This is a genomic window from Xenorhabdus sp. KJ12.1 (assembly GCF_963876495.1).
Classification (GTDB): domain Bacteria; phylum Pseudomonadota; class Gammaproteobacteria; order Enterobacterales; family Enterobacteriaceae; genus Xenorhabdus; species Xenorhabdus stockiae.
Genome location: NZ_CAWNQH010000083.1, coordinates 13,072 through 28,939 on the forward strand (window position 1 = coordinate 13,072; position 15,868 = coordinate 28,939).

Annotated in this window: 12 protein-coding genes; 4 read left to right on the forward strand and 8 right to left on the reverse strand. The window is 43.4% G+C overall.

What is annotated here, in order from left to right; all coding sequences use genetic code 11:
- Nucleotides 1-4: 4 nt before the first annotated feature.
- The 3 genes from secD to tgt form a co-directional block, all read right to left on the reverse strand.
- On the reverse strand, nt 5-1,852 hold the full coding sequence (gene secD / locus AACS92_RS14615; protein WP_099108730.1) for a protein translocase subunit SecD: 1,848 nt from the start codon (nt 1,850-1,852) through the stop codon (nt 5-7).
- 28 nt (nt 1,853-1,880) lie between these two features.
- Nucleotides 1,881-2,219 (reverse strand): preprotein translocase subunit YajC, encoded by a 339-nt coding sequence (yajC, locus tag AACS92_RS14620; RefSeq protein WP_047962359.1) that lies wholly within the window; start codon nt 2,217-2,219, stop codon nt 1,881-1,883.
- Between the two features lie 170 nt (nt 2,220-2,389).
- Complete coding sequence (tgt, locus tag AACS92_RS14625; protein ID WP_099108731.1) at nt 2,390-3,514, reverse strand: tRNA guanosine(34) transglycosylase Tgt; 1,125 nt, start codon at nt 3,512-3,514, stop codon at nt 2,390-2,392.
- 617 nt (nt 3,515-4,131) lie between these two features.
- On the opposite strand from tgt, the gene AACS92_RS14630 reads away from it, so the two are divergent.
- A complete protein-coding gene (locus AACS92_RS14630) occupies nt 4,132-4,998 on the forward strand; it encodes a phage tail protein (protein WP_099108732.1) in 867 nt (288 codons plus the stop codon).
- Between the two features lie 57 nt (nt 4,999-5,055).
- Here AACS92_RS14630 and queA read toward each other — a convergent pair whose 3' ends face one another.
- Nucleotides 5,056-6,168 (reverse strand): tRNA preQ1(34) S-adenosylmethionine ribosyltransferase-isomerase QueA, encoded by a 1,113-nt coding sequence (gene queA / locus AACS92_RS14635; protein WP_099108733.1) that lies wholly within the window; start codon nt 6,166-6,168, stop codon nt 5,056-5,058.
- 106 nt (nt 6,169-6,274) lie between these two features.
- Here queA and AACS92_RS14640 point away from each other — a divergent pair, with 106 nt between their 5' ends.
- The 3 genes from AACS92_RS14640 to ggt all read left to right on the forward strand — a co-directional run bounded on the left by AACS92_RS14640 (nt 6,275) and on the right by ggt (nt 9,779).
- A complete protein-coding gene (locus AACS92_RS14640; protein WP_099108734.1) occupies nt 6,275-6,898 on the forward strand; it encodes an acyl carrier protein phosphodiesterase in 624 nt (207 codons plus the stop codon).
- Between the two features lie 155 nt (nt 6,899-7,053).
- Nucleotides 7,054-7,656 (forward strand): peroxiredoxin C, encoded by a 603-nt coding sequence (locus AACS92_RS14645; RefSeq protein WP_099108735.1) that lies wholly within the window; start codon nt 7,054-7,056, stop codon nt 7,654-7,656.
- Between the two features lie 359 nt (nt 7,657-8,015).
- Nucleotides 8,016-9,779, forward strand: coding sequence for a gamma-glutamyltransferase (ggt, locus tag AACS92_RS14650; protein WP_099108737.1), 1,764 nt, complete (start codon nt 8,016-8,018; stop codon nt 9,777-9,779).
- 106 nt (nt 9,780-9,885) lie between these two features.
- On the opposite strand, the gene AACS92_RS14655 is transcribed toward ggt, so the two are convergent.
- The 4 genes from AACS92_RS14655 to brnQ (AACS92_RS14670) form a co-directional block, all read right to left on the reverse strand.
- Nucleotides 9,886-11,205 (reverse strand): sodium-dependent transporter, encoded by a 1,320-nt coding sequence (locus AACS92_RS14655; protein WP_099108738.1) that lies wholly within the window; start codon nt 11,203-11,205, stop codon nt 9,886-9,888.
- Nucleotides 11,202-11,408 carry a branched-chain amino acid transport system II carrier protein gene (locus tag AACS92_RS14660; RefSeq protein ID WP_099108739.1) on the reverse strand — a complete coding sequence of 69 codons (207 nt, stop codon included), beginning with the start codon at nt 11,406-11,408 and terminating at the stop codon, nt 11,202-11,204. The genes AACS92_RS14655 and AACS92_RS14660 overlap by 4 nt, the downstream gene beginning before the upstream one ends.
- Nucleotides 11,409-12,502: 1,094 nt before the next feature.
- Nucleotides 12,503-13,828 carry a branched-chain amino acid transport system II carrier protein gene (gene brnQ / locus AACS92_RS14665; protein WP_099108740.1) on the reverse strand — a complete coding sequence of 442 codons (1,326 nt, stop codon included), beginning with the start codon at nt 13,826-13,828 and terminating at the stop codon, nt 12,503-12,505.
- A 558-nt stretch (nt 13,829-14,386) separates the two neighbouring features.
- Nucleotides 14,387-15,727, reverse strand: coding sequence for a branched-chain amino acid transport system II carrier protein (brnQ, locus tag AACS92_RS14670; RefSeq protein ID WP_099108741.1), 1,341 nt, complete (start codon nt 15,725-15,727; stop codon nt 14,387-14,389).
- Nucleotides 15,728-15,868 lie beyond the last annotated feature (141 nt).

Below are 15,868 nucleotides of genomic sequence, written 5' to 3' on the forward strand. Positions count from 1 at the left end.
CTCCTTAAATTGACAGCTTATTGATGCGCTTACCACCATACAGCAAGTTCACGATTGCACGTGTTCCTACAATGGCAGTGAACATTGACGTCGCGACACCGATACTGGTTGTGATTGCAAAGCCCTTGATGGAGCCTGTTCCCACAGCATACAAGATCACAGCGGTAATCAGCGTCGTCAGGTTGGCGTCAATAATACTGGAAAACGCACCTTTATAACCTTCATGTATCGCCTGCTGGACAGTACGCCCGTTGCGCAGCTCTTCTTTAATACGCTCGTTTATCAAAACGTTCGCATCGACGGCAACGGCCAGAGTCAGTACGATCCCCGCAATACCCGGCATCGTGAGTGTCGCCCCCGGCAGCAGAGACATGATACCAACAACCAGTACCAGGTTCGCCAACAGTGCGCTACTCGCGATCAGACCGAATTTACGGTAGTAAACCACCATGAACAGTACGGAGGAAATCAGCCCCCACAGACAGGCTTCAAGCCCCTGTTCGATGTTCTGCAAACCAAGAGTTGGCCCGATTGTACGCTCTTCAACAATCTGAATGGGTGCAATCAGAGCACCGGCACGCAACAATAACGATAGCTGACGAGCTTCGTTCGGGTTACTAATCCCTGTAATACGGAAACTATTACCCAGACGAGACTGAATAGTCGCAACGTTGATGACTTCTTCATGTTTAGCCAAGAGCGCACGACCGTTAGCATCTTTCTTACCGCTGTCTTTATACTCCACAAACAGGGTAGCCATCGGCTTCTGTAAGTTATCTTTGGTGAAGTTAGACATTGCAGTACCACCGGCACTATCCAGTGAGATATTGACCTGCGGATAACCGTTCTCATCAGTGCTCGAGGTTGAATCGGTGATATGGTCACCGGTCAGAATCACGCGCTTATACAGCACAACAGGATTGCCATCGCGGGTATATTTCAGCTCTGAATCGCCCGGAATACGGCCCGATACAATGGCACTCTGATCAACATTGGTGTTTACCAGACGGAATTCCAGTGTTGCCGTTGCACCAAGAATTTCTTTCGCGCGGGCGGTATCCTGAATACCCGGTAATTCAACAACAATACGATCCGCACCCTGACGCTGTACCAGAGGCTCAGCAACGCCTAACTGGTTAACACGATTACGCAGGATTGTGATGTTCTGCTGAACGGCATAAGAGCGGGCTTCGCGCAGACGCTCATCCGTCATAACCGCTTTCAGCGTACTGTTATTACCAGTAGAGAATACAAGGTCACGGTGACGAGGTTCGAGGTAGTCTTCTGCTTTAGAGCGGGCATCATTATCACGGAAACGGATTTCTACACCGTAATTTTCTGCCTTGCGGATAGTGGAATAAGCAATGCCCTGTTCACGCAGTTCGGTACGCAGGCTATCAATATTCTGTTCCTGAAGCTTGCTCAGGGCGGTGTCCATATCGACTTCCATCAGGAAGTGAACCCCACCACGCAAATCCAGCCCCAGTTTCATCGGCTCTGCACCGATTTTACTTAACCAGACAGGTGTCGCAGGCGCAAGGTTTAATGCCACGACATATTGTTCGCCCAAAGCCGAAACCAGTGCTTCACGGGCGCGGAGCTGAACATCAGTACTATTGAAACGAGCAAGGATTGCGCCATTTTCCAGCGCAATGGACTTACTCTGAATATGATCTTTATCTAAAACATTACGGACTTGGTCCAGCGTTTTTTCACTGGCGGCGATACCTCGCGCGCCAGTGATTTGTACAGCCGGATCCTCACCATAAAGGTTGGGAAGTGCATAAAGCAGACCGATGAGGATCGCAGCGATCAGCATCAGATACTTCCACAAAGGATAACGGTTCAACACGGCAGTTCCCTTCGGGAAAATCGGAAAATTAAATAGCTTTCATTGTACCTTTCGGCAGAATGGCAGCAACGAAATCACGCTTGACAGTTATTTCTGTGGTGTCATTCAGGGCAATAACAACGTAGCCCGTTTCAGACACTTTAGAGACACGACCAACCAAACCACCAGAAGTCAGCACTTCATCTCCCTTGGAGATGGAATCCATCAGTTTTTTATGTTCTTTGGTGCGTTTTTGTTGTGGACGCAGGATCATGAAATAGAAAATCAGGCCGAAAACAACCAGCATGATAATCAGAGAATATGGGTTTCCCTGAGCTTGTGCTGGTGCGCCAGCAGCTGCCGCAGCTTCAGAAATAAAAAAACTCATCAAATATCCCTCATTGTTATCGAAAACACTTATTTTGCGAAAAAACAGTTTACAAACAAACAGATTACGAAAATTGGTTATCGAAAAAATTGCTATCGAAAATCGACAGTGGCTCGATCAAAAACCAGCCCAATATGCTACACACATTGAGGCTGGTTAGTCACGCCAAATTATACATTTAACGGTGGAACGGGTTTACCGATCCGCTGATAAAACTCTTCAACAAACTGTTCCAGTCTGTCTTCTTCAATGGCTTGACGAATTCCAGCCATCAGACGCTGATAATACCTTAAATTATGTATCGTATTCAGCCTTGCACCAAGAATTTCGTTACAACGATCAAGGTGATGCAGATATGCACGACTATAATTCCGGCAAGTATAGCAGTCACAATGCTCATCTAATGGCGATGTGTCTTCTTTATGCTTCGCATTGCGGATCTTGATCACACCTTCCGTTACAAAAAGATGACCATTTCGGGCATTACGGGTCGGCATAACACAGTCAAACATATCAATGCCGCGACGAACACCTTCAACCAAATCTTCCGGCTTACCAACGCCCATTAAATAGCGTGGCTTATCCTGCGGAATTTGTGGGCAGACATGTTCCAAAATGCGATGCATATCTTCTTTTGGTTCACCCACAGCCAGACCACCCACTGCGTAACCGTCAAAACCGATTTCCACCAGCCCTTTGACAGATACATCACGCAAATCTTCATAGACACTGCCCTGAATAATACCAAACAGCGCATTTTTATTGCCCAGCTCATCAAAACGCTGGCGGCTGCGTGCTGCCCAACGCAGTGACATTTCCATAGAACGTTTGGCATAATCCCAGTCCGCTGGGTATGGCGTACATTCATCAAAAATCATAACGATATCGGAACCCAGATCATGCTGGATTTCCATTGATTTTTCCGGGCTGAGGAAAACAGGCGTTCCGTTAATAGGATTGCGGAAATGAACACCTTCTTCCTTAATCTTACGCATAGCACCGAGGCTGAAAACCTGAAAACCGCCGGAGTCAGTCAGAATCGGGCCGTGCCACTGCATAAAGTCATGCAAATCTCCATGCAGTTTCATAATTTCCTGACCCGGACGCAACCAAAGATGGAAAGTATTGCCCAGCAGGATTTGTGCTCCTGTATCTTTAACCTCTTCCGGTGTCATACCTTTAACTGTGCCGTAAGTTCCCACTGGCATAAAGGCAGGTGTTTCCACTACACCACGATCAAAAATCAGACGGCCACGGCGGGCATGCCCATCCGTTTTTTGTAACTCAAATTTCACTTAACCTCCAGACATCAGAAAAACAGTCTGATGTTTGACTTAAAATGATGCATTCTAAACACTAATGACGCCACTGTACACGCCAGCCTTGTGATATACGGTATGTCAATATTTACGAATTTTTGTGCCATTCTTACTTCCTTGTGACACAATTTTGTCAAAGTTGACACATCATTAAAAAAGTTTGAAGGATATTAGGAAATTTTTGTGTGCCAAATGTGCCTCACCTTTTTGCTAACCTTCTGATATAGCTTCGGTCCAGAGGGTTCAAAAAAACTGCATGAAGCAGCTTATCTGAATTGACGGGTTTTAATCCAATATCAATGGTGTCAGCCTGCATTCATAAAGTGCCGCCAATGTTTCTGGTAAAAATAAAAAACACCAATAAACCAGAGATGAAACTTCCACCAATCCCATCAGTTATTTGATAAATTTGATTAATTACCTGCCTGTCATTGTATGTCATCCTGCAATAAAACATGCACCTATCAAATATCGTTTAAGACAGTTATTTCAGTATCGATAAACCACGTTATTGATATTCACTGGCGGAGAAGTCATCCAACGCCTTTATATTACTTGGCAATGTGTATTGTTGATTAAATGAGGGAATAACGATGCAAAATCAAAAGACTGACGTCCTTGTTTCAGAAGAGAGTAACCTCGCTGTTGTTACAACACCAGAATATGTCAAAAAAGCGATTGCAGAACACGCTCAAAGCCGCAACCATCCAGATGCCACTCTACAAGATAAAGGTTTTACTATTCTGAGTAATGATACCGGCAGTGATAGCGAGACGATGGCGGCAACACCAAAAGCGGTTAAAACGGCTTATGAGTTGGCGAATACGGCAAACAATAACGCTAATAACGCGAACAATGCGGCTAATAGTGCAAATGACAATGCTAATACTCGCTTAGCAAAGGCTCAGAACGGGGCTGACATACCGGATAAGAAAGAATTTGTTAAAAACCTTGGAATAGAAACAGTCATGGAAGGATTATCCTTGCCTGTTGGCGTTCCTGTACCCTGGCCAACAGAAACACCACCAGAGGGTTGGCTGATATGTAATGGTGACTCATTTGATCCTGTAAGATACCCGAAACTTGCGCTTGCTTATCCCTCTGGTGTACTACCCGATCTGCGAGGAGAGTTTATTCGCGGTTGGGATAATAGCCGAGGAGTGGATACTGGCCGACATTTACTTTCTAATCAAGCAGCAGATATTGCGCCACATAACCACAGAATTCACCGCATGTGGTCTAGATCCACTGCTGGGGCTGAGAATTTAGGGACAGGAAACGCCATTTTTAATAGCGTTCAAAAAAACATTAACTATGGTGCTGATCCCAGAGGATTAGGCATTGCCATAGGGATGGGATCTGGTGGTTATGGTTATATGGATAATGCGGTTGCTAACTCGACAGGAAAAGAAACTCGCCCCCGCAACATAGCCTTCAATTATATAGTCAGAGCTGCTTAATTATGAGTAACCATTTAACCCGCAATTTTCTGCGGGTTAATCATTCCCTCAATCCATCTATTCAGATTGATCAATATCAGTGGCAACCTCTACCATCTCTTTTGCAGCTATTGAGTTGCGATTAATAAACATCGCATCGCCATAACTAAAGAAGCGATACTTTTCAGTTACTGCTTCCTTATAAGCACTCATGGTATTTTTATAACCCGCAAATGCAGAAACCAACATGATTAAAGTGGATTCCGGCAAATGGAAATTGGTAATCAGAGTGTCAACAACCTGATATTCAAACCCCGGATAGATAAAAATTTGGGTATCATCAAAAAACGGGGCAATCAGCCCATCCTGACAAGCTCGGGCCGCACTTTCCAGCGAGCGGACGGATGTTGTCCCCACAGCTACAACTTTATTGCCACGGGCCTTACATGCCAGTACTGCATCAACAACATTCTGCGGTACTTCTGCATACTCAGCGTGCATGATATGGTCTTCGATGGTATCTACACGCACCGGCTGAAAAGTCCCCGCTCCGACATGCAGAGTGACAAACGCCATTTCGACACCTTTTTCACGTAAGGCAGCCAAAAGCGGCTCATCAAAGTGCAATCCGGCAGTCGGTGCAGCAACGGCGCCCGGACGCTCATTGTATACCGTCTGGTATAATTCCTTATCTGATTCTTCATCAGGACGGGCAATATAAGGCGGCAATGGCATATGACCGATTTCATCCAGAATGGTCAATACATCACGCTTATCATCGAAACGAATCTCAAATAAAGCATCGTGGCGGGCCAGCATGGTAGCCTTAACGATCTGATTACCATCAGGCGCTTTATCTTCGCCGAGGATCAGTTCAGTACCCTCTTTTGGAGCCTTGGATGCACGAACGTGAGCGAGTACTCGCTTATCATCCAACATCCTTTCGACCAAAACTTCTAATTTGCCACCTGTTGCCTTACGGCCAAACAGGCGGGCAGGAATAACCCGGGTGTTATTGAAAACCAGCAGATCACCTGCTTCCAGTTTATTCAGCACATCAGTAAAAATACCGTGAGTCAGCTCCCCCGTTTCCCCATCAAGGGAGAGCAAGCGGCAGCCACTGCGCTGTGGTTGGGGATAATGAGCAATTAACTCTTCTGGCAGTTCAAATGTAAAATCAGCGACACGCATTATTATCTGTATCATTCAAAAAAACAGGCGGACTAGTCTAGTGCTGCACGGGCAATGGTGCAAGAAAGAAGCATATTAGTTTAACTATTTGCGTTATACTCTCACCATGAATTTTCTCGCACACCTCCATTTAGCTACATTATCTGAAAGCTCTCTGCTGGGTAATTTAATGGCGGATTTTGTCCGTGGAGCCCCGGAAGGCCGGTTCGCTCCTGATGTTGTCTCGGGCATTCGACTTCATCGCAGGATAGACAGCCTGACAGATAGTCATCCGCTGGTCATCGAAGCCCGGACTCTATTTCGTAGCGAATATCGGCGCGTAGCCCCTATAACCCTTGATATTATCTGGGATCATTTTCTGTCCAAGCACTGGAACAAACTCGAAAAGAACTACTCCTTGCCTGAGTTTGTGCAGCTAGCGCGCAATCAAATAGAGCCTCACATCAGTGTTACCCCTGAAAAATTTCAGGAGCTGAATCAATACCTCTGGTCACAAAATCTGCTTATCCGTTACGCTGATCTGACATGCATTGCCAATGTGCTACAGGGTATGGCACGCAGACGCCCTAAATTATCCGCACTGGCAGGTTCTTATCAGGATATCGAAGAGCATTACTCTGATTTTGAAACACTATTCTGGCAGTTTTATCCGCAAATGATGGATCTTGTTATGAACAACAGCCTGCCCAGACAGGAAATTTCGCCAGAACCTTGCACTTTTTCCAAATAGCTTTATCTTATGGTAGGCCAAAAGGAATTAAAAATAGGTTATTGATAGGTAAAAGCTATTATATCAATTGGTAATTTATCCTTTATTGCTATCACTTAATTCCTTATGCTGTAACCCGTTTCCACAAACACCTACAGAATTTTTAGGAGTCAATTATGGTTTTAGTAACCCGCCAAGCCCCTGATTTTACAGCTTCTGCAGTTCTCGGTAACGGCGAAATCGTTAATAACTTCAACCTGAAAAATCACCTGAATGGTCGTCCAGCTGTTATCTTCTTCTGGCCAATGGACTTCACTTTCGTTTGTCCTTCTGAGCTGATTGCTTTCGACCATCGTTATGAAGAATTCCAAAAACGTGGTTTTGAAGTTATTGGTGTTTCTTTCGACTCTGAGTTCGTTCACAACGCATGGCGTAAAACTCCAATCAGCGAAGGCGGCATTGGAGAAGTTAAATACCCAATGGTTGCTGACATCAAACGTGACATCATGAAAGCATACGGCATTGAGCATCCAGAAGCGGGTGTTGCTCTGCGTGGTTCTTTCCTGATTGATAAAAACGGTGTTGTTCGTCATCAGGTTGTTAACGATCTGCCACTGGGCCGTAACATTGACGAAATGCTGCGTATGGTTGACGCGCTGCAATTCCACGAAGAACACGGCGAAGTTTGCCCTGCACAGTGGGCAAAAGGCCAAGAAGGTATGGGCGCTTCTCCTGAAGGCGTAGCAAAATACCTGACTAAAAATGCTGACAAACTGTAATCTTCGTCAGTATTCAATCCTTTAATAGCATCACATTGTTAACGGATTTTATAAACCAGCCGCACTGTCGGCTGGTTTTTTCTTATCCATTGTCTTGCAGGCTGCCTCTTTGTTAGTTGCACTCACTTGCCACAATCACACAGTTTTTTTACTTGTTTTTTACTTGCCGCCGCGAAGTAACTTCAAATCCGAAGTATGCAAATGAAGATTCATTATTAAATATTCCGAATTATTGACTGACACATAGAAAATCATCTTCCCAAAATCCTGAGCTTCCGATAATGTTATATTACAAATAATTAACATAACCTTATAACCTTTTGGGCCTTCCCCTACAGCCCAAAAATCAGGAGGAAAATATGTCCAAAACATGGAAAATTCCGTTCATCGTCGCCTCACTATTCGTTTCATCCTCTCTTTACGCAGCCACCGGACTGGCAGTTGAAGCCAAGCAGGGCATGGTTGTCAGTGCACAACATCTGGCATCCCAGGTGGGTGTTGATATTCTCAAAATGGGTGGTAACGCTATTGATGCCGCTGTTGCTGTAGGCTATGCAGAAGCTGTCGTTAACCCCTGCTGCGGTAATATCGGTGGTGGTGGTTTCATGACCATCCATCTGGCAGATGGTACAGATAAATTTATTAATTTCCGTGAAACAGCACCTGCGGCGGCCAGTGCCGATATGTATCTGGACAAAGACGGTAATGTTATCAAAGGAGCCAGCCTGTACGGGTACTACGCTGTTGGTGTACCGGGAACAGTTATGGGGCTGGATACTGCGCTACAAAAATACGGTACATTAACCCGCGAACAAGTAATGGCTCCGGCCATCAAGCTGGCTCGTGAAGGTTACATCCTGACCCGTGGTGATACCGATATTATGGATACCACAGTCAAACGTTTTGCTCAGGATCCAGAAGCTGCCCGAATTTTTCTGCGTAAAGATGGCACTCCATTCCAGCCCGGAGACAAATTAATTCAGACTGATTTAGCCAACACGCTGGAAATGATTGCCAAGCAAGGACCGGATGTTTTCTATCATGGCAAAATTCCTCAAATCATTGAAGAAACTTCAAAGAAATCAGGCGGGATCATCAAAGCAGCTGATTTTGCCAATTATACTATTACCGAAACAGCGCCCGTTACCTGTAGCTATCGCGGATATAAATTTATCTCTGCGCCTCCACCCAGTTCCGGCGGGGCCACACTGTGTGAAATACTGAACATTGTTGAAGGTTATGACCTGAAATCGATGGGGTTCAACTCAGCAGCCTATATTCACACCCTGACTGAAGCCATGCGCCATGCTTACATCGACAGAAATACCTATCTCGGCGACCCTGCATTTATTAAAAACCCGCTTGATCGCTTGTTAAGCAAAAGTTATGCAGAATCCATCCGTAAAGAGATCCAGCCGAACAAAGCGACACCTTCCAAATTGGTGCAACCGGGTATTGGTCCGCATGAAAAACCGGAAACAACGCATTATTCTGTGGTAGATAAAGATGGTAATGCGGTATCAACAACTTATACCATTAATGGGCGCTTTGGCGCTGTCGTTATTGCACCGGGAACCGGCTTTTTCCTCAATGATGAAATGGATGATTTCACCACGAAAATTGGCGCGAAAAACATGTATGGTCTGGTTCAGGGAGCAACCAACTCCATTGCCCCCGGTAAGCGCCCACTATCATCAATGAGCCCGACATTAGTGACCAAAGATAATAAAATTTTTCTGGTTTTAGGTTCTCCGGGGGGTTCAAGAATTATCTCCATTACTTTACAGGCCGCGCTGAATATCATTGACTTTGATATGCCGCCACAAGAAGCCGTGAACAGCCCACGTATTCATCACCAATGGCTGCCAGATGAAGTCTATTATGAGCAGCGTGGTCTTTCGAAAGATACCTTAAATCTGCTGGAAAAAATGGGCTATAAAATGGTGGAGCAGACTCCATGGGGTGCAACTGAATTAATCATGATAGGTTTGCCGGGTGCAGCCGGAGTTTCTCCGGTCAACTCATCAGGTAATGACTCTGCTGTTTCAGGCAAGGTCCGCGAAGGATATATCTATGGAGCCAATGATGTACGGCGACCAGCCGGTGCAGCCATCGGCTATTAAAAACAATACCCTCAGCTAAAAAACGCAGTTAAAAAAATAAGGGTGGGCATTCAAATGCCCACCCTTATTTATTTTAGCTATTTTTCAAAGCCACTCAGATAGTGTGTTAGCTAGGCATAAGACCGTGTACTAAAATCACCCCAATGCATAATGGCCCGACATATCTCCATATAAACAATAAACACTGGCGGCTCCGCGATGGCATATTCTCAGGAATTAAATCATTAGCCTTACGTGACCAGCCAAATACGAGGCAAATGATAATCCCGAACAATGGCATCAGAACATTGGACGTAATGAAATCCAGCATGTCAAAGATGGTTTTTCCACCTAATGTAACGTGACTTAGCGGGCCAAAAGATAAGGAAACAGGGATCCCCATTAACATAATCGATGCCGTAACGACTAAGCTTGCTTTACGGCGCCGCCATTTAAAACGACTCTGAACATAAGCAACAATGTGCTCAAGTAATGAAATTGCTGAGGTCAGTGCGGCCATCAGTAATAACAAAAAGAACGTGACTGCTAGAATTGAACCACCGGGCAGACTCGCAAAATAAATTGGCATTGTCATGAACGTTAAGCCGGGGCCTGCATTGGGTTGTAAACCAGCCGCAGCCAAAGCAGGAAAAATCATCAGACCAGCCAATACACAGACCAAACAGGAGAGGATTACAACCCAGATACTCGACCTACAAATACCTTTGTTACTCGGTAAATAGGAACTATAAGTAATGTGGATACCCAAACCGATAGAAAGTGAAAAGAATGCCAGCCCTAATGCATCTAAAACACCTTTTCCGGTCAATTTATTGAAGTCTGGGTATAAAAATAATTTTAGACCTTCTGATGAGCCGGGTAAGCGGATACCAACAATAATCAGCATTATCATGATCAGGAATAACATTGGCATCATGACCTTAACTGCTTTTTCCAAGCCTTTTTGCACACCAGATAGCACGACGTAACAAGTTAGCCCTGAAAATGCCAGATGTGCAATTATCGGCCACCAAGGATCACTAATGAAATTGGTGAAAATAGATGTCAGTTGAGAGGTATCTGTAATATTTAATTGGCCTGTGCCCGCCATCACCGTATAACCGATGGTCCAGCCACCGACAACACTGTAGAAACTATAGATACACCATGAGCTCAGTACACCTATAAAGCCAACCCATCCCCAGTGTTTACCGAGTAATTTTTTAAACGCATTAACAGCCACTTCACTTGTACTACTGCCCAGTATATTTTCAGCTAACAGGACAGCTAGTCCAATCACAAAACTAAACAATAAAAATACAATCAGAAATGCACCACCACCATTTGTGGCTGAAACATAAGAGAATTTCCAAATGGCACCAATGCCAACGGCAGATCCGGTTGCTGCTAATATATGTCCCAAACGGGAAGTCCATTGTTGACTCATGCTAACCCCCGAACAGATACGGTGCCAGCACATGTATCCAGTTCCACAGCAGTCAGCAAAAGAGCCGCATCAGCGTTCCAAACACGCTCACTTGCCTTCAGGTTAACCATAGATGGGGAAATCGTATCTTCTGCCCCGCGGGATGGGGCAAAGGTCATAAAACCGAATGCCCAAATATCTTTAGATGATAAACAGTATGTCATAATAATTGTTAACTTATTGTTTTAAATACAATTACAGATAAGATAGTAACCAATGCAGTTAATTGGGTTCCACTCGCGAAACTGGATCCTGATCCAACAATCAGTGGTAGCATCATATTCACTAATCCCCGCAAGATACAAAATGATAGCGATAAAAACAGCCACAATCGCCAATAACTATCTCTAGATAAGGTGCCACTTATCCAAACAGCGTTTAAGTGTCTCCATTATCTCGTCGATATTATTGTGTAATGAGTCTGTTAGTATCTCATTTATGTTCTGAATCATCTTGACCCAGAATAGATATGACGGAGCAGTGGATTATCGTAGATAATGCCACGATATACTGTTGGGTGCTACGTTTAGTGTTTTCACTCAATCTAATGAGCCTCACGCTCGTTGCCATCAATTAAAGTAGTGCAAACTCCACCACGTTCGGCATACCTAATGCCGGAAGTCATCAGAAGAAAGCATCGCAATCTGGTAAAATAACTACCTATATATTCCTTAAGTACCTAAATATATATAATTTTTCGTTAATACCAAAAAGGTGATATTTAAGCTCACATTAATATTAAAGAATATTGACTCAATAAATATAATCTGAGTAAACGTATAAAGGTGCCGAAATAGTTACTCTGATTGAGCAAACTCATAGCCCTATCGAATCCGCTCCCCCCCTTGACTAACACGCTATTAATGCTATAAAACTTAAAACTGTCAATTCATTTTTATATCCAACTATATTTTATAGGGGATTAATTTTTATTATTAAACTCATGAATGATTTTCCTGCTTGGAAAAAATTATTAGCATTAATTACCCCATAATGGTATTCAGCCTTACCTTTACACTCACCAGAAAAACTTCAGAACACTCGACAGTAATTACCTTTCTTTCAAACTTTTTACTTACATTATTGTGGAGATTTATAATATCGCTTATCAAGCGAAACAAAATTCTATTTACTGTTCAATAACGCAATTATCTTTTAAAAATAATAGATAACCCATAAAGGTAAAAAGCGGCACAAATTAGTGCCGCTTATCGTTTCTAAAAATAAAATTAACGAATAATAATCGCTTCTATTTCTGCTATACCTCGTGCTTTGGAATTTTTCTTTCTGCCACAATAAGGTCATAAATAGCAAATATACCCACCGACGACAAAGTCGGAATTAGCCATGCCAGTCCTTGGTCAGCCAGAGGGAGATGTGTCGCCCATTCCGGCAAAAAATGAACAAGATAATTTGAAGCCTTAGCTGCATCCAGCACCCCAAACATCAGACTCACCAGCATAGCCGGAGCCAGTATCCGGGAAAAGTTATTCCACAAACCACTGGTGAAACTCAATAGTACTAACACAATACAAGGTGGATAAATTGCTGTAAGCACCGGAATTGAAAACGTAATCAAATGGCTCAACCCCAGATTGGAAACCAGCATGGAGAAAAAAGCCAATAATAAAACCATTGCACGATACGACAATGGCAGGTAACGACTGAAGAACTCAGCACAGGAGCAAGTTAAGCCAATTGCAGTCGTCATACAGGCCATAAAGATCAGTACCGCAAGGAGAAAACTGCCATAGTTACCAAAAGTATTCTGAACATAAGCATGTAAGATCACTGCACCATTCTCAGCATTAGGTACTAATGCACCGCTACCTTCACCTAATTTGAAAAAAGAGAGGTAAGCCAGCGTAAGAAAAAGCCCTGCGATTAAGCCTGCATATATGGTGTAGCGAGTCAGTAATGCAGAAGACTCCACTCCTCTGGAACGCACAGTATTAACAATCACAATACCAAAAACCATTGCCCCCAGAGTATCCATAGTCAGGTAACCATTCACAAAACCATTTGAGAATGGCATTTCCTGATAAACATCAGTCGCCGGAATCGGATTACCTGCCGGCCACAATATAGCTGCAATCCCCAGAATAACTAATGCAGACATCTTAATAGGCGCTAATATACGTCCAACATTATCCAATAATTTACCGGGATAAAGAGATATCAGGATCATCAACAGAAAATAGATGACACTGTAAATGAAAAGCGGAAGTTTGCCGCCTCCGGTTATTGGCGCAATACCGACTTCAAAAGAAACCGTTGCCGTTCTCGGTGTTGCAAATAGTGGGCCAACCGCCAAATAACAGACAGTAGCCAATATCAAACCCGCCGTTTTCCCCATGGGAGAACTCAGCGCTTCAATACCGCCACCGACTTTCGCTAGCGCAATAACAGTGATAACAGGCAGACCAACAGCGGTCAGCAAAAAGCCAGCAGCTGCAATCCAAACATTCTCTCCGGCCTGTAAGCCAACCATAGGCGGAAAGATAATATTTCCCGCCCCGACGAATAAGGCAAAGGTCATAAAACCTAATGCCAAAATATCTTTAGATGATAAACGATGTGCCATAGTGATTGATAATATATTATTGTTTAAAATTACATATGAAATGATAAGTGCTATAAACGCGGTTACGAAATGTAAATAAAAAAACCGCTATAAGCACCGAATTTTCATTGGTAAACTGAATTTTTACTTTAATTCTGAGAGGAGCTTATGCTCAGTGATAAGCACATGCTACCCAATCAGAGTAACAACCAGAATCGCCAACAAACAAGTATAAGTAAAGCGTTTATATCGCAAAAAGGCAAGTAGCAAACCAAAAAGCAGAACAATATTCCAAATTAAATTTCAAACATGGTGGTTACTCTTATCTATAATTGAATGCTTAATATATGATTTTCATTTTCCCATTATTTTTTACTAATAAGTCTGAATTTAAAAAAACACTTTCTAATAATGATTAAATTCACCAGAGTTTTTTTCATTATGAATAAAATTCGGTTTTATATTTACTGATAAGCACAATTATTTTAGTGAAAAAATGAACAACAAAAACACCACAGCATAAATCCATGCTGTGGTGTTTCATTTTCTTATTACTACAAAAACATCAAAATATAATAATCAGCTTTGTCCCTGCTGGATTTCATGCTTTGGGAGTTTGGCTTCTCCCGCAATGCGATCATAAAGAGCAAATACAACCACTGACAGCAGAGTTGGTATTAACCATGCCAGACCTTTATCTGCTAAAGGTAGATGAGTGGCCCACTCTGGCAGCAAATGTAACAGGTAATGAGATGATTTAATGGCATCCAAAATCCCAAACATCAGGCTTACCAGCATAGCTGGGGCCAGAATACGGGTAAAATTATGCCACCAGCGGTTAGTAAAACTCAGCAATATCAGCGCAATACAAGGGGGATAAATTGCCGTAAGTACCGGAATTGAAAACGTAATCAGATGACTCAGCCCCAGATTGGAAACCAACATGGAAAAGAGCCCCAAAAGTAAGACCAGAGTGCGATAAGAAAGTGACAGATAGCGGCTGAAAAACTCAGCACAGGCACAAGTTAAGCCTATTGCAGTTACCATACAAGCAATAAAGATCAGTATCGCAAGGAAGAAACTGCCATAGTTACCAAAAATATTCTGAACATAGGCATGCAGAATAGCCGCACCATTGTCAGCCGTAGGTACTAAGTCGCCACTACCCTCTCCCAGTTTGAACAAAGAAAGGTAAACCAGAGTCAGACAAAACCCTGCAATCAAACCTGCCCACATCGTATAACGCGTCAGTAATGAAGAAGATTTCACTCCTCTAGAGCGTGCAGCATTGACAATAACAATGCCAAATACCATCGCCGCCAGAGTATCCATTGTCAGATAGCCATTCACAAAGCCGTTTGAAAACGGAATCTCCTGATAAGTATCAATGGCAGGAATAGGATGCCCTGCCGGCCATAGTACAGCAGCACCTCCAAGAATCACCAGTGCCGCTATTTTGATTGGTGCCAGAACATGCCCGACGCTATCCAATAATTTGCCCGGATATAGCGAAACCAAAATCACCAGCAAAAAATAAATAACACTATAGATAAAAAGTGGAAGGTCACCTGAACCTGTTAACGGAGCAATACCCACTTCAAAAGAAACTGTTGCTGTTCTCGGCGTTGCGAACAACGGACCAACAGCCAAATAGCAGATCGTTGCCAGTATTAAACCCGCTGTTTTACCGATAGGAGAACTCAGCGCTTCAATACCGCCACCGACTTTTGCCAGGGCAATAACAGTGATAACAGGCAAACCTACAGCCGTAAGCAAAAAACCAGCAGCAGCGACCCAAACATGTTCACCTGCCTGTAAGCCAACCATAGGTGGGAAAATGATATTTCCCGCACCAACAAACAGGGCAAAGGTCATAAAGCCTAATGCCCAAATATCCTTAGATGATAAACGATGTGTCATAATGATTGTTACATTATTGTTGCTAAAAGAATTGCATATACAATAGGAAATATTGCAAGCACTTGAATTTTCACTGGCGAAACTGGTTCCTGATGAAACAGTCAGTAATTAGTATCATATTTACTGATACTTGTTAGATAC